This is a genomic window from Aeromonas sp. 97A, from assembly GCF_051919185.1.
GTDB lineage: Bacteria > Pseudomonadota > Gammaproteobacteria > Enterobacterales > Aeromonadaceae > Aeromonas > Aeromonas veronii.
Map to the genome: position 1 here is coordinate 25,331 of NZ_JBQBFF010000001.1, position 13,836 is coordinate 39,166.

The 13,836-nt window shown below is 61.2% G+C and carries 15 protein-coding genes and 1 pseudogene; 4 read left to right on the plus strand and 12 right to left on the minus strand.

Annotated elements, in window-relative coordinates; translation table 11 throughout:
* Positions 1–10 precede the first annotated feature (10 nt).
* From ACTG27_RS00135 to ACTG27_RS00155, 5 genes are read right to left on the minus strand one after another with little or no spacing between them, the layout of a single operon-like run.
* Positions 11–643 carry a tetratricopeptide repeat protein gene (locus ACTG27_RS00135; RefSeq protein ID WP_005362314.1) on the minus strand — a complete coding sequence of 211 codons (633 nt, stop codon included), beginning with the start codon at positions 641–643 and terminating at the stop codon, positions 11–13.
* 1 nt (position 644) lies between these two features.
* A complete protein-coding gene (locus ACTG27_RS00140; RefSeq protein ID WP_213386604.1) occupies positions 645–1,514 on the minus strand; it encodes an SDR family oxidoreductase in 870 nt (289 codons plus the stop codon).
* A 34-nt stretch (positions 1,515–1,548) separates the two neighbouring features.
* Complete coding sequence (locus ACTG27_RS00145) at positions 1,549–2,202, minus strand: TenA family transcriptional regulator (RefSeq protein WP_021229767.1); 654 nt, start codon at positions 2,200–2,202, stop codon at positions 1,549–1,551.
* Entirely contained in the window at positions 2,199–3,665 is a 1,467-nt protein-coding gene (locus ACTG27_RS00150) for an AMP-dependent synthetase/ligase (RefSeq protein ID WP_279488259.1), read from the minus strand. Before ACTG27_RS00150 ends, ACTG27_RS00145 begins: the two co-directional genes overlap by 4 nt.
* Positions 3,662–4,336, minus strand: coding sequence for a thermostable hemolysin (locus ACTG27_RS00155; RefSeq protein WP_236289695.1), 675 nt, complete (start codon positions 4,334–4,336; stop codon positions 3,662–3,664). Before ACTG27_RS00155 ends, ACTG27_RS00150 begins: the two co-directional genes overlap by 4 nt.
* Before the next feature lie 144 nt (positions 4,337–4,480).
* Here ACTG27_RS00155 and ACTG27_RS00160 point away from each other — a divergent pair, with 144 nt between their 5' ends.
* Positions 4,481–5,128, plus strand: a complete 648-nt coding sequence (locus ACTG27_RS00160) for a class I SAM-dependent methyltransferase (RefSeq protein ID WP_236302778.1) — start codon at positions 4,481–4,483, stop codon at positions 5,126–5,128.
* Between the two features lie 39 nt (positions 5,129–5,167).
* Here the strand turns inward: ACTG27_RS00160 and ACTG27_RS00165 are convergent, their stop codons facing one another.
* Together ACTG27_RS00165 and ACTG27_RS00170 are read right to left on the minus strand one after the other, a co-directional pair.
* Positions 5,168–6,556, minus strand: coding sequence for an NAD(P)/FAD-dependent oxidoreductase (locus tag ACTG27_RS00165; RefSeq protein WP_439978856.1), 1,389 nt, complete (start codon positions 6,554–6,556; stop codon positions 5,168–5,170).
* 28 nt (positions 6,557–6,584) lie between these two features.
* Positions 6,585–7,508: pseudogene (locus ACTG27_RS00170) on the minus strand (ABC transporter six-transmembrane domain-containing protein).
* Between the two features lie 107 nt (positions 7,509–7,615).
* Between ACTG27_RS00170 and ACTG27_RS00175 the strand changes: the two are divergent.
* From ACTG27_RS00175 to ACTG27_RS00185, 3 genes are all read left to right on the plus strand, one after another.
* Positions 7,616–8,209 carry a TetR/AcrR family transcriptional regulator gene (locus ACTG27_RS00175; RefSeq protein WP_439978857.1) on the plus strand — a complete coding sequence of 198 codons (594 nt, stop codon included), beginning with the start codon at positions 7,616–7,618 and terminating at the stop codon, positions 8,207–8,209.
* 106 nt (positions 8,210–8,315) lie between these two features.
* The gene (locus tag ACTG27_RS00180) at positions 8,316–9,542 is read left to right on the plus strand and encodes a winged helix-turn-helix domain-containing protein (RefSeq protein WP_149152360.1); all 1,227 of its coding nucleotides are present in this window, start codon (positions 8,316–8,318) and stop codon (positions 9,540–9,542) included.
* Positions 9,543–9,614: 72 nt separating this feature from the next.
* Positions 9,615–10,382 carry a substrate-binding periplasmic protein gene (locus ACTG27_RS00185; protein WP_439978858.1) on the plus strand — a complete coding sequence of 256 codons (768 nt, stop codon included), beginning with the start codon at positions 9,615–9,617 and terminating at the stop codon, positions 10,380–10,382.
* 88 nt (positions 10,383–10,470) lie between these two features.
* Here the strand turns inward: ACTG27_RS00185 and ACTG27_RS00190 are convergent, their stop codons facing one another.
* The 5 genes from ACTG27_RS00190 to ACTG27_RS00210 all read right to left on the minus strand — a co-directional run bounded on the left by ACTG27_RS00190 (position 10,471) and on the right by ACTG27_RS00210 (position 13,830).
* A complete protein-coding gene (locus ACTG27_RS00190; RefSeq protein WP_439978859.1) occupies positions 10,471–11,595 on the minus strand; it encodes a M20 family metallopeptidase in 1,125 nt (374 codons plus the stop codon).
* A gap of 25 nt (positions 11,596–11,620) precedes the next feature.
* Positions 11,621–12,088: a YjiG family protein gene (locus ACTG27_RS00195; RefSeq protein ID WP_005335063.1), complete on the minus strand. Its 468-nt coding sequence runs from the start codon at positions 12,086–12,088 to the stop codon at positions 11,621–11,623.
* Positions 12,085–12,813: a nucleoside recognition domain-containing protein gene (locus tag ACTG27_RS00200; protein WP_439978860.1), complete on the minus strand. Its 729-nt coding sequence runs from the start codon at positions 12,811–12,813 to the stop codon at positions 12,085–12,087. The genes ACTG27_RS00195 and ACTG27_RS00200 overlap by 4 nt, the downstream gene beginning before the upstream one ends.
* Before the next feature lie 251 nt (positions 12,814–13,064).
* Entirely contained in the window at positions 13,065–13,421 is a 357-nt protein-coding gene (frdD, locus tag ACTG27_RS00205) for a fumarate reductase subunit FrdD (RefSeq protein WP_005335059.1), read from the minus strand.
* A 10-nt stretch (positions 13,422–13,431) separates the two neighbouring features.
* Entirely contained in the window at positions 13,432–13,830 is a 399-nt protein-coding gene (locus ACTG27_RS00210) for a hypothetical protein (protein ID WP_005335058.1), read from the minus strand.
* Between the last annotated feature and the right edge of the window lie 6 nt (positions 13,831–13,836).

Here is a 13,836-nt window from a genome sequence, read left to right on the forward strand (position 1 = left end):
CATCAGGATTTTATAGCTTGGCCAGCCGATCACGGATCTCCATTCTGCGCCCTTCGTCGGCCACTTCGCGGCCCGGGCGGGCCGGGGCGGCCAGCGCCTTGTCGAGATAGGTTTTGGCCTCGGCCTTGCGACCCTGATCCAGCAGGAAGTCGCCATAGAAGAAGTTGGGGTCGATGCCATCCGGATTGATGGCCAGCGCCTGCTTGAGCAGCTGCTCTGCCTTTTCGTCATCGCCAAAGCCGACCGGCCAGCCGGGCACCTGATAGTAGAGGGAGCCCAGACTGGTGTAGGCAGAGCCGTCCAGCGCCTTGGGATCCTGCTTGAGCGCCAGCTCCAGCTTGGCTTTGGCCTCTTTCACCAGACCCAGTGCCCCCAGCCCCCCTTTGGCCCCCGCCCAGGTGCTCTTGACGATGGCCGACCAGATGAGCAGATCGGCGCGAAAGGGTTCCTTGGCGCTGGCCGCTTCGGCCTGGGTGCTCAAGGTTTCGAGGCAGCTCTCTTTCGCCTTGCCGCTCTGTTGATACTGGCAGACGGCCCACTGTTGCTGGATGGGGACGAGGGCATCATTCGCGGCCATGACTGAGGTGGATCCCAGCAGGATGGCGATGGCACAAGAGGTCACTGATTGACGGAAAAAGTTCATATTAATGCTCCTTCTTGGTCGGGATCGGGCGGGACAAGTCTGGTTGTGGCGCACTATTTGCGCCGGCATCAGCCATCCCTGGCTGAAGATGACGGGCATAACGTTTGATGATCGGCAGCTGTCTGGTCAGCGCCTTGTCGACGATGCCGGGCAGCAGGGCATTGAGCCGCACGAACAGTTTTTCCGGCCAGCCGAGCCAGCTGCGGCGGGTTTCGTTGCACAGGGCGATGACCGCCTCTTCGGCCACCTCCTGCGGGCTGTCGGTCTGAGTGCCGAGCGCTGCATTCATCTCGTAAGCGGCCTCGGAGTTGAGCTTGGTGCGGGTGGCGCGGGGGGCAAAATGCAGCACTTTGATGCCGCTGCCCTCCAGCTCCCGTCCCAGCGCTTCGCTAAAGCCGCGCAGGGCAAATTTGCTGGCGCAGTAGACGCTGTAACCGGGGTAGCCGATGCTGCCCAGGCTCGACCCCATGTTCATGATGATCCCCGGCTTGCGCATGGTTGGCAGCAGGGCACGGGTGAGCTGGATGGGCGCCTCGATATTGAGCAGCAGTTGGCGCTCCACCTGCTCAAAGCTCTGATCTTCCAGCCAGGCAAACTGGTTGCAGCCAGCGTTGTTGATCAGGATGTCGATCCCGTCCTCCAGCGCAGGGTGTTGCAACAGCTTGGCCCGCTCCTGCGCAGAGCCGAGGTCGGCGAGCACCACCTGATGGCGCTCGGGGTGGGGCAGTGACTTGCACAGCCGCTCCAGTGCCGGGCCGCGACGACCGTGCAACAGCAGGTGTGCCCCCTGGGCCGCCAGCTCCTGCGCCAGCTCTTCACCTATGCCACCGCTGGCGCCGGTGAGCAGCACGAGTTTCCCTTCAAGGTTCATGGTATGGATTCCCTTTTTGCTGTCTGCTGCCGACTTACGGTGTGGCGGTGAGGTTGTAGAGCATCTCGCCATAGAGGCGATAAACCACCTTGGCCCCGTGGATGATGGCGGCCTGATCCGCCGGACTCTCGACCCGATCCATCAGGGATTCAAAGAACTTGAGGTGCTCCTGATCCAGGGCGCCGTGGGAGCTCAGGTAACTCATCGCCTGGGGTGGCAGGCCGAGGCCCTTTTTCAGCTGGTCGGCGACGGTGAGGGCGATGGCGACGCTGGTGCCTTCCAGTACCTGCACCATGCCGAAGAAGCCCATGGGGTTGCCGCGCTGGATCTGGTCGTAGAGGAAGGCGACCATCAGCTCGATGGGCAGCCCGGGCTGGCCGTGGCGCACTGCCTCGGCATCACCGCCACAGGCGCGGATATCGCTTAAGATCCACTCCTGATGGCCATACTCCTCGTCGATGTACTCGGCAATGGCGCCACGCACCCACTCGTACTCCTGACCCAGCTTGCCGCCGGTGGCCATCAGCAGCGGAACTGTGTGGCGCACGTGGTAGTAAGCCTGCGCCAGAAAGGCGAGATAGGTGTCACGGCTGATATCGCCACGGCGACAGGCTTCGATAATGGGGGCGTTGAACAGATGCTCACGCTCCTGAGCTGTGGCTTGTTGCAGAGTCTGGTAGAAGCTCATGACGATTCTCCTGTAAGGCATTGGCTGATTTGCCGGGAAAAGTGTTGGTAAATCTCGTTGCGACGGGGGCGCCCGTTGGCGGTCAGCAGCCCGGGATGTTGATCCAGCGCCACCGGCAACCAGTGGTGCAGCCGGGCATAATCGGGCAGCCGCTGGTTCAGACCTGCGATCTGGCGTGGCAGATCCGCCTCTTTCCCCGGCAGGGGCTGGATCAGCGCCACGTTGGCAGGCTGACCATCGCCAAACACCACGATGCGGGCGATGGCGGGGCAGAGCTGGGCCTCGGCTTCCACCCACTCCGGTGAGAAGTTGCGGCCAAAAGCAGTGATCTGGACATTCTTCTTGCGCCCGGTGATATGGAGGTAGCCCTCATTATCGAGATGACCCAGATCGCCGGTGGCGATCTGTTCGGGAGTCGGTTCGTTGCTGCCGAGATAACCCAGCATGGCACTGCCGCTCACCATAATTTCGCCGTCGCTGGCGATGGTGACCTGACAGTGGGGCAGGGGGCGGCCGACGCTGCCGGGCTTGTCAGCATCCGGGCTGTTCAGCGCCACCACGGAGCCACACTCCGAGAGGCCATATCCCTCATACACCGGCAGGCCGAGCTGGCGGGCATGTTTGATCAGGTCGGGGGCCACCTTGCCGCCACCGACGGCAATAAAGCGCAGGCTCTTGAGCTGTTGGGCCAGCGTCGGTGTGCTGGTGCAGAGCGCCAGCAGCAGGCGCAGCAGTTCGGGCACCAGCACCAGACTGTGGGTCGACCAGCGCAGCAGGGCTTCCCCCAGCATGGCCGCATTGAGCGAACTGGAGCCGGTGAAACCGAGCTCCCCGAGGGACGGAATGCGGCTGCAAGCGCCGGTCAGCAGCGGCACGTAGAGGCCGGTGATGTTTTCAAGCAGGGTGGCCAGCGGCAGCAGGGTGAGGTGTTTTTCCACCTTGGCTGACGCGACTCGCTCGGCCAGCGCATGGCTCACCGCCATCATCTGGGTCAGTGACAGGCAGACACCCTTGGGCTGGCCCGTGGTACCGGAGGTGTAGGTGATCTTGGCAGTGCCCTTGGGCAGCGCTGGTCGATTGGCCGGGATATAGCGCCAGAGCGGCAGCTCGCCGGTGATCAGCGAGAGCGGCTCGGCGGCATGCCACCCCTGATGATATGGGCCCACCAGCGCATCGGCGCCGCTGCTCTTCAGAAGCCAATCTTGCTGCTCAAGGCTGAAGAAGTGGGGCACCGGGATGACAACGATACCGGCGCGGGAGCAGGCGAGATCCAGCAGCGCCCAGGGCAGGCCGTTGTCCAGTTGCAGAGCCAGACGGCTGATGTCGAGCTGTTGCAGCTGGCTGGCCAGACGCTGGATCTGTTGCCACAGGGTCTGGTAATCGAGACGCTGCTGGCCGCTCAGTAGCGCAGGGGATTGCGGATTCTCGCGGGCATGTTTGGCGATGGCGTCGAACAGGCTCATTGGGCGCACCTTTTTTGATGGGTCTGGTTATCACTGCACTTGCCTGCATCCTCAAACAGGGTCGGCATGGGGGCCAGCAGATTGAGCAGCAGGCTGCGCTGGGCCAGCACCTCGCGCCCCTGATTGATGTCACCCACCATCACCTTGGGTTGGCAGCGGTAGTACTCACCCCAGGCGTCGGCGTCGGCTCCCACCTGATGGGCCTGGGCGGGGGCCAGCTCCACCGGATTGAGTTGCAGGCGGGCAAAGCTGTTGCGCAGCTTGGCAGTGCCGGTAAAGACCACGTAGTCGAGGGCGTTTTCACACAGCAGACGACACAGGGCTGCGAACATCAGTCGGGCATTGCCCGGCTCGCTGCAGGCCAGATTGCCCACTTCGATAATGCGATTGCGTGCCGGATAGACCCCGAGGCGGGTATTGATGGCGGCCTCGATGGGTTGCTCCAGATACTGTTCCAGATAGAGAGGCCCCTCACTGGCATGATTGAGACCACAGGCACCGACCAGCGTCCCGTCCGCCCGATATAGCCCCAGCAGACAGGGGAGGAAATGGGGGATGCGGGCGTTGAACTCGAGGGTGTAGGCGGCCTGGATATAGGTTTGCAGCGCCATGACCTGCTGCGGGGACTTGGCTAGCAGCAATCGGTAGGGGGCCTGGATCTCGATGGTCATGGGTGACTCCTTCTCTTGCGATGGTTTGAGAGTAAAAGGGCAAACTTAAGAAACCCTTAAGGAGCAAAAAAAGTTGTCAGCGAGCCAGCGGGCAGGCAATCTGCGCCGCTGTTATCCAACAGGAAGCCCCCAAGAGGAACCGCCATGTCATCCACCGTCAGCTGCCCCCTGTGTGCCAGCCATCGCAGTTATCCCCTGCCGGTGGCGGGCAAACGCTATCATCGCTGCCTCGCGTGCGAGCTGGTCTGGCTGGATGAGGCGGATCATCTGGATGAGGCGGCGGAGAAGGCGGTCTATGACGGTCACGACAATCGGGTGGATGATCCCCGTTATCGCACTTTTTTGATGCGGGCTTTTGGCGAAGTGCTGGCGCGGGTGCCGCTACCTGCCAGTGGTCTCGATTTTGGCTGTGGCCCGGGCCCGGCGCTGGTGGCGATGGGGCGTGAGGCGGGTTACCAGATGGCGGGGTATGACAAGTTCTACGCCGATTTTCCCGAGTTGCTGACGCGTCAGTATGACTTCATCACCAGTACCGAGGTGATCGAGCATATCGCCGAGCCGCGCGCCGTGTTGGATCGGTTGTGGGCCTGCCTCAAGCCCGGTGGCCTGCTGGTGCTGCAAACCCAGCGGGTGCTCGGTGACGAGCGGTTTAAAAACTGGCGCTATCGCCACGACCCGACCCACATTGTCTTCTTTGCCGAGGCATCGTTTCAGGTGCTGGCCGCAAGCTGGCAGGCCGAACTCAGCTTCCCCCACGCAGATGTGGCGGTATTGCAGAAAGGCACGCCCTGAGGCGTGCCTTCGTCTGTTACTCGTCGGGTTCGCCCGACGCTACTCCTTGTAGCCCTTGTCCTGCCACTGGTAGTACATCAGGGCAGATTTGACGCCGATTGACTTGAACGGCTCTGGCGGCAGCCACATTGGCAGCGTCTGCTCTGCGTGGTTGAACCAGGGATGCTCCTTGCCCTGATAGAGGCTGGCCACGATGTCGCCAAACAGGAAGGAGAGGTTGATGCCGTGGCCGTTGTAGCCGAGGGCGTAGTAGATGTTCTTGTGCTCCCCCATTACCCCCACCGCTTCGGTGCTGTCGCCGGTCATGCCGAGCACCCCGTCCCACACCTGTTCAAACTTGATCCCCTTGAGGGCCGGATAGAGGGTCACCAGCTCGGTCATCATCATCTCGCTGACCCGGTTAAGATCGCCCTTGTAGTTGAGGCCGTCGTTGAAGACGTACTCGGCATTGCCGCCGCCGATGACGATGCGGTTATCCGGGGTCAACACCAGATGGAACAAGATGTTGCGGGTGTCGTAGTAGGGCACCCGGCTCTGCCACTGGATGGCGGCCAGCTGTTTTTTGGTGAGCGGCTCGGTCACGGCGCTCTGGGCGTGCACCGGAAAGACTCGCCCGCTGAAGTAGCCAAGTTTTGAGGTATAGCCGTTGGTCGCCAGCACTATGCTGTCGGCGGCCACCTTGTACTTGTCGGCCACATTGAGCTCGATCTGCTTGCCCTCCTTGATCCCCATTACCGGGCTCTGCTCGTAGATGGTGACGCCCGCCTGCTCCACCGCCTTGCGCAGGGCATTGACCAGTTTCATGGCGTGTACCTGACCGCCATTGGGGTCGTAGACCGCCCCCACGTAGCGATCGGTGCCGAGTTTTTCCTCTGTGGTATCGGCGTTCCAGTACTGGAGCGGGATGCCGAGGCGATTGGCGGTTTTCACATAGTCGCGGTACTCGGCGATATCCTCCTCATCGAGGATTGCCTCTACATAGCCATCGAGCTTGAGGTTGGCCTCGACGCCGGTTGAGGCGACCAGCGCCTGCAGCTTGTGCATGCTGGCGACGGTGAGATCGTAGTGGCGCTTGCTCGCTTCCCCCTCTTCGTAGAGGTCCATCACCTCGGAGCCCGGCAACACCATGCCGCCGTTGCGGCCCGAGGCGCCGCTGCCCACCTGTTTGGCCTCGAAGATAGCGATCTTGAGCGACGGATTGGCCTTGGCCAGATGCCAGGCGCTGGAGAGGCCGCTGTAGCCACCACCTATGATGGCGATATCCACCTTCATGTCTTGTGCCAGCGGAGCGCTCTCCTCTGCGGGTTTCTCCTTGAACCAGTAGCTGGTGTTGGGCTCAAAGTCGCTCATCTTGGGGCCGCAGGCGGCAAGGAAAAAACAGCTGATGCACATGGTCAACGCTCGTTGGCAAAGGGTGGTCGGATTCATCTTCTACTCCGGTTACAGATACAAAATATCAAATCATTTCATCGGGTTGGGTGGTGTTGACTCGGCGGCCTATGTCTCTCAGCCGGGCCAGCTGATCGGCAAGACCGGGCCCCTCATCCAGGCTGGTGACAAAGTTCCAGAGGTAGGTCATCACAGCATAGACATGGCCTGCGGAGACCTGGGGTTGGGCCATCAGCATGGTGATGGCCAGCAGGAACAGCAGGGAGGCGCTGATGCCGACCGCCAGAAAGGCGAGTGCCTCCCGATCCGAAATCCGGATGCGGAGCCAGGCCAGCGCGCGGTAGTGGCGGGCGAGGCTGGTTGACTGGGCATGAGTGACCAGTTTGACCTCGTGTTCCAGCCGATCGTTGAGCCGCTCGTGCAGCAGCTGGTTCTTGCGCGAAAAGTCGGGCAGCAGCAGGCCGAACAGCAGCAATATCCCCATGCAGGCGATGCCGACCCAGAACTCGATCACCATCAGCATCACGGCCGCCCCGACGATGGAGATCAGGCTGGTGGCCAGGATCGGGATATGTTTCTCGAAAAAGTCGACAAACTCCCGCGCCAGGGTGACCCGCGCCACTATGGTGGATTACCCCTCCTGCTGCTGGCGCTGGGTCAGGATCACCGGCACCGCCAGTGCCGCATAGATATGGGTAAAGGTGCGGGTATCTACCGCCCGGCGCAGGGCGCCGATGAGCCAGAACAGCAGCACGATCAGGGCGTAGCTTGAAGCCTGCCACCACTGACCCTTGACGATGGCGTCGATGGCAAAGCCGGCGAACATGGGATAGACCACCAGCAGGATGTTTTCGAGGGCCACCAGCGAGAAGGTGCCCGCCAGCTTGAGGGGATTGGCCCGTGCAATCGCCCCCAGCGAACGACCGGCCGAGTGTGGCAACGGCGTGGCCTGCTCGTCGCAACTGGCTGCCGAAGTGGTTGGTGTTGTCATGGGTTATCTCCTAAGATGTCGGAAACGCTTAGTTTGAGCGAATGCTCAAAGTTTGTTTGAGCGACTGCTCAAAGTCAAGCAGATCGATTGATATCGCAGGAGGTCAGATGGCACGCCCATCAGCAGAACAGCGCAAAGAGATGATCATCGAGGCCGTACTGGCCCTGTTTCGAGAGAAGGGGATGGCGGCATCGTCAACCCGTGATATTGCCGAGCGCACCGGTCTGGCGCGCAGTCACGTCTACCACTACTTCAAGGATTGGAAGGAGCTCTGCCTCTGCGCCGTGGAGCGTTTCACCTATCAGGAGATCGCCGAGCAGCGGGAGTGGCTGTTGCCGCTGCCGGCCCGCGAAGCGTTGCCGCTCTTTGTGCGGGACAACCTGCCGACCAGTCAGGATGCCTCCTGGGCCATCTATCTGGATGCCTGGAACGAGTCGCTGCGCGACCCGGTATTTGCCGAGAGCTACCGCAAAATCATTCTGGCCTGGCGCGAGGTGCTGGAGCCGATCCTGCAAAAGGGGATCGACAGCGGCGAGTTTGTGGCGGGCGATGCCCGGCGACTGGCGCGCCAGATCACCTCGCTCATCAACGGCTATGCCGATGACCTTATTCTGGAGCCGACCCCCGAGACGGTAGAGGCCACTTATCAAGAGATCATGCTGGTGGTCAATCAGCTGGTCTTGCCCCCGGTCCATTCATAGCGGCGCTGGCACACAGGGAGGGGAGGCATACCAGCGTGGTACCTCCCCCGTTTTTGTTGGCCATCCGCCGGGCGTGCGATGGTCAGATACCAGGGAGCGGTTGTTGATGTCGATTACCCATTTGTCACTGCAAGATGCCCGTCATCTGCAACTGGCGGCGCAGGGGCTGCTTGCCCCCCGTCGCAGCAAGGCGACCCCGGCCGATCTGCTGGCCACCATTCGCCGCATGGCGCTGCTGCAGATCGATACCATCTCGGTGGTGGCGCGCAGCCCCTATCTGGTGCTCTTTAGCCGGCTTGGCCAGTATGAACCGCGTTGGCTGGAGCAACTGCTGGCTGACGGCGAGATCTTCGAATATTGGGCTCACGAGGCCTGTTTTGTGCCCCGCGAGGATTACCGGCTATTGCGCCACCGGATGCTCGACCCCGCCGCCATGGGCTGGAAGTTTTCGGCCAACTGGCTCGCTACCCATCAGCAGGAGATCGACCTGCTTATCGAACGCATTCGCCAGCACGGCCCGGTGCGGGCGGCTGACTTTGAACGCACAACTGGCAAGGGCAATGGCTGGTGGGACTGGAAGCCGGAGAAGCGCCATCTGGAGGTGTTGTTTACCAGCGGTCAGCTGATGGTACGGGAGCGGCGCAACTTTCAGCGGGTCTATGATCTCGCCGAACGGGTGCTCCCCGAGTGGAGCGACCAGCGGGATCTGCCAAGCGTCGAGCAGGCCCAACGGGATATGGTGCGCGCCAGCTGCCGGGCGCTGGGGCTGGTCAAAACTGGCTGGGTTGCGGACTACTACCGGCTGCGGCGCGGCAAATATGACGCCCTGCTCCATCAGCTGGCGGACGAGGGGGAACTGCTGCCGGTACGAGTGGAGGGATGGCAGCACGGTGCTTTTGTGCACGCCTCGCTGGCCGATGAGCTGGCAAGGGCGCAGGCGGGCACCCTCAAGGCAACCCATACCACCGCCTTGTCGCCTTTCGACCCGCTGGTGTGGGATCGCAAACGGGCCAGTGAACTGTTCAACTTTGACTATCGCATCGAGTGCTATACCCCGGCGCCGAAGCGTCAGTACGGTTACTTCGTGTTGCCCTTGCTCCATCGCGGCAAGCTGGTGGGCAGGATGGATGCCAAGGCCCATCGTCAGCAGGGGATCTTCGAGATCAAGAGCCTCTATCTGGAAGCCGGGGTGAGAGTGACCCGCACGCTTGCACAGGATCTGGCGAAAGCCCTGCAAAAGCTGGCTGACTGGCACCAGACCCCGCAGCTTCGTTATGGTGCCATTCCGGCCAATTTGCTGACGTTGTGGCATGAAAGCCCCCCTGCAAAGTGAGCTCTATCCCTTCTGGGCTAAGCTGCAAGAGGGATACACAGTCCGGGAGCGGGAGATGAGACGAGCGGCAACATGGTGGGCGGGATTGGCGATGGCCATCTTGTCCCCCGCGCTATGGGGGCAAGAGCCGCAGTGAAGATCTGTCTGGGGGAGGGCAACGAGTGGGCCCCCTTTACCTACTGGGAGCGCAAGGACGGGGTGCCCGATACCAGCCGCCTGACCGGTTCGGCGACAACGCTGGTGCTCGATGCCCTGCAACAGAGCGGGCTCTCGCACCAGATCCGCTATCTGCCCTGGGCGCGGGTCCAGCAGGAGCTGGCGGATTATCGCCAGAATGGTCTGTGCGAGCTGACCTGGGATGCCAGCTACAAGCCGGAGCGGGCCGAGTTTGCCTTCTACAGCGTTCCCCTCTACTACACCCACCTCGGTTTCTTCTATCTCAAGCGCCGCTACCCCGAACCGCCGGATCTGCAGACGGTCAATCGTTCCCGGGTGTGCGGGGTGATTGGCTACAACTACACACCCTACGGGCTTGCGCAGGAGCCACGCCGGGTCAAGCAGTTGCAGCAGGCGCTCGATATGCTGGAGCGGGATCGCTGCGACTTTCTGCCGAGCGAAATCGAACCTCTGGTGGCAGGCATCAGCCTTGGCATCTACCGCAGCGAGAGCGGGTTGCTCAATCTCGCCCTGCCCAGCCGCAAGGGATTTTATCTGCTGGTGAGCAAGGGTTCCCCCCGCGGCCACCAGCTGGTGAACATCCTCAATCAGTCGCTGGTGGCATTTCAGGAAGGGGGGCATACGGATGAGGTGATGCGCCGCTTCTTGCCACCGATGGAGTAATAGCGAAGGGGTGCTGTCATTCTGGGGAGCAGATAAACAGAGGGCCAGCCGGTGCAAACCGGCCGGCCCTTTTCTACGTGAGAGGCTCTCAAGCTGCCAGACGGGTCAGCACCTTCACCAGCAGCTCGATGCGCGGGGCAATGCTGGCCAGATCCAGATACTCCTCGTCACTGTGGAAACCGGCGCCGATGGGGCCCAGACCATCCAGAGTGGGGATGCCGAGGGCGGCGGTCAGGTTGGCATCGGAGCCGCCACCCACCTCCTGCCAGCTGATCGGCAGTCCCAGTTCGGCGCCACACTCTTCCACCAGCAGCATCAGTCCCTGGGTGCCCTCTGACGGCACCATGGCCGGTTTGTGGGCCTCGCGGGTCAGCTGGATGGTGACACCGTCCAGATGCGGCCGCTCGGCCAGGGTCAGCAGATGATCGTCGATCTGGTGGTACTCCTGATTGTCCCAGAAACGGACATCCACCACGGCGCTCGCATGTGCCGGCACTATGTTGGCGCCATTGCCCCCCTCGACAATGCCGATGTTGAGGGTGGTGCCGCTCTCGAAGTTGGTCAGGGCGTTGATAGCCAGGATCCAGTGGCCCAGCTCGGTGATGGCGCTGCGCCCCTTCTGCGGTTCGTTGCCCGCGTGAGCCGCCTTGCCGGTGAAGTCGATGCGATAACGGGCCATCCCCTTGCGCGCCTTGACCAGCGAGCCATCGGCTCGGGCTGCTTCGGCCACCAGCACCTGTTTTGCCTGTTTGGCCACCGTTGCCAGCCAGTCGCTGGAGTGCAGGGAGCCGATCTCCTCATCCGGGTTCATGCAGACGCAGATGCTCAGGCGATCGCGCACCTCGCGGGGCAGTGCACGCAGGGCATAGACGATGTTGAGCAGGCCGGATTTCATGTCGGAGACACCGGGACCGTAAGCGCGCTCACCATCGATGCTCATCGGGCGGGCGGCGGCGGTACCGAGGGGGAAGACGGTATCCATATGGCCGATCAGCATTACATCGATCTGCGCCGCATCAGGCTGGTTGCGGATCTCCAGTCCCACCCCGGCGGCACCACAGTCGACCCGTTTGATCTGCCAGCCGCCCATCGCCTCATATTTGGCGGCCATCAGGTCGGCCACTGCCGCAATGCCCGGTTGGTGCAGGGATCCGCAATCCAGATTGATCAGCGGGGCCAGTTCGGTCAGGTATTGATCCAGAGAAAAAGTCATTGCTTGCTCCACTATCAGGTTCGGGTCAGAGAAGGATGTTCATCACCAACATGGCGCCGAAGGCGTTGAGTACCGAGATGGCGACCATGATGGGGATGTAACGCCCTTCGGTGCCGATGCAGCCGAGAATGCGGCCCATGTACTGCACCTGGGAGCCCATCAGGTAGATGGCTGGCGCCAGAATGGCGATGTGAGTGCCGTTGAGGATCCCCTGATCGAACAGGGTAATGACCACGCCGACCGCGCCACCCATCGACATCCAGGCGCCGATCAGCACGGCTGCCGCCTCACCGGGCAACCCGAAGATGGCCATGACAGGGGAGAAGATGGCGCCCATGGCATCCAGCGCACCGGTGATCTGCAGCGCCTTGATGATGACGAAGGCCATCAGTACGTTGGGTACGGTGGAGGTGGTGGCGATGACCCAGCCCTTCTTGGCCCCTTCGACGAAGATATCGGTGACGATGGGTTTCTTGATGTTGGCCTGGCTCATTTGGCTTGCTCCTGAGTGTTGAGAGTCTGCTGGGTGTTGTTATCGGTCTGTTTGCCTTCGCTCATATTGAGGTAGACCCGGAACAGGTTGGCCCCGACAAATTTGAAGGCGAACATCACGATGACAGCCAGACCGATGGAGGAGCTGACCGCCGGGCTGCCATCTGCCAGCGTCAGGGTGAACAGCACGGCGCCGGAGGAGAAGAAGTTGACAATGGTGGCGCCAGCGGAGAACTGGAACATGGTGAACACGTCGGTTTCACGCTTGGTGATGAGCCCTTCATCCTTGAGCTGACGAGTCATGGCGGCACCGGCATCGGTACTCTGCAGGGAGGCGATCAGCGCCAGACCTGTGTTGCCCGGGATCCCCATCAGCGGGCGCAGCAGCGGGGTCAGTAACTTGCGGGCCGCTTCCAGCGCGCCGTAGTGTTCCAGCACATTGATCATGCCGAGGGCGAACATCACGGTGGGGATCAGGGTCAGGGCGAACAGAAAGCCGTCTCTCGCCCCGTTGCCCCCCTTGCCGCGCATGTCGGTCATGGCGGTCTTGATGCCGTCACCATTCTCGCTGACGCTCTGGATCATGGTACCGAACGAACCGTTCAGCGTGGTGAAATCGAATACCCCGTACCACTCGCCGGATTGCAACAGTCCGGAGAAGAAGACCACGGCGAAGGCCAGTGCCAGGTAACTGCCTATGCTCACCGAGCGTGTTTTGTCTGTCATTAGCTAGCTCCATATGAATAATTATTTAATCTGAATAATTATAATTGATATGGATGTCACTAAATTGATGGTGGTCAAAATGGTTTGCTACAAATGACGAATGTATTGGGGTTATGTGACTGTGATCGCCATATGATTGGACGATAATCTGGTTTTTATCGAATTGTTTGAGTGAATAAAAAGCAGGGGCGGGATAGCGGGACAAAAAAAACCGGGCACGAGGCCCGGTTTGGTCAATCAGTCAGATGTGATTACTGGAGTACCAGCACCATCAGCAGGCCGACACTAATGGCAGATACCAGGAAGGCAAAGCCATAGAACACATAGTGGTGCAGCTTGGTGGTGTGGATCCCCAGATCGTGCAGACCGTGGTAGATACGGTGCATGCCGTGCCAGACTGGCAGGGCGATGATCACCAGCAGGATGCAGGCACCCCACCAGGAGCTGGCGAACGCGTGCACGCGGTCATAGCTCATGGTTTCCACGTCCATGATGCCCATGGGCACCAGCAGACCGGTGATGAGGACAATGACCGGCAGCAGCATGGCAACGACCATGCCCCCCGCACCAAACAGACCCCAGTAAATTGGTTCGTCAGAACGTCTCATTGTTTTCTCCTCAGGCCACGATGATCAGGACAAGCAGGGACACCACCGCCAGCGCCACATACTGGGCGAGAACGATCGGCTTCTCCGGTACCAGGTCTTCACCACGGAAGATACGCATGGCTTTCGGCGCCAGGGCGAACCAGGTTTTGGCATGGAACAGGCACGCCGCCAGAGCGACGACATGGAACAGGATGGCGATCGGGCTTTGCAGGGATTCCAGCCAGCCGTTGAACGCTTCCTGACCCTGAACCAGGCGCATCAGGCCCCACATCAGCACAACGGCGTAGATGGAGACGAAGATACTGGTGCCTTCACGGATCATGTAACCGGTGTAGAAGGCGTTCTTCAGCCACCAGTCTTTCTTCATTTCGCGGACGTAAGGTTTACGTTTGCTATCAGTGTTGTTCATGGTCTC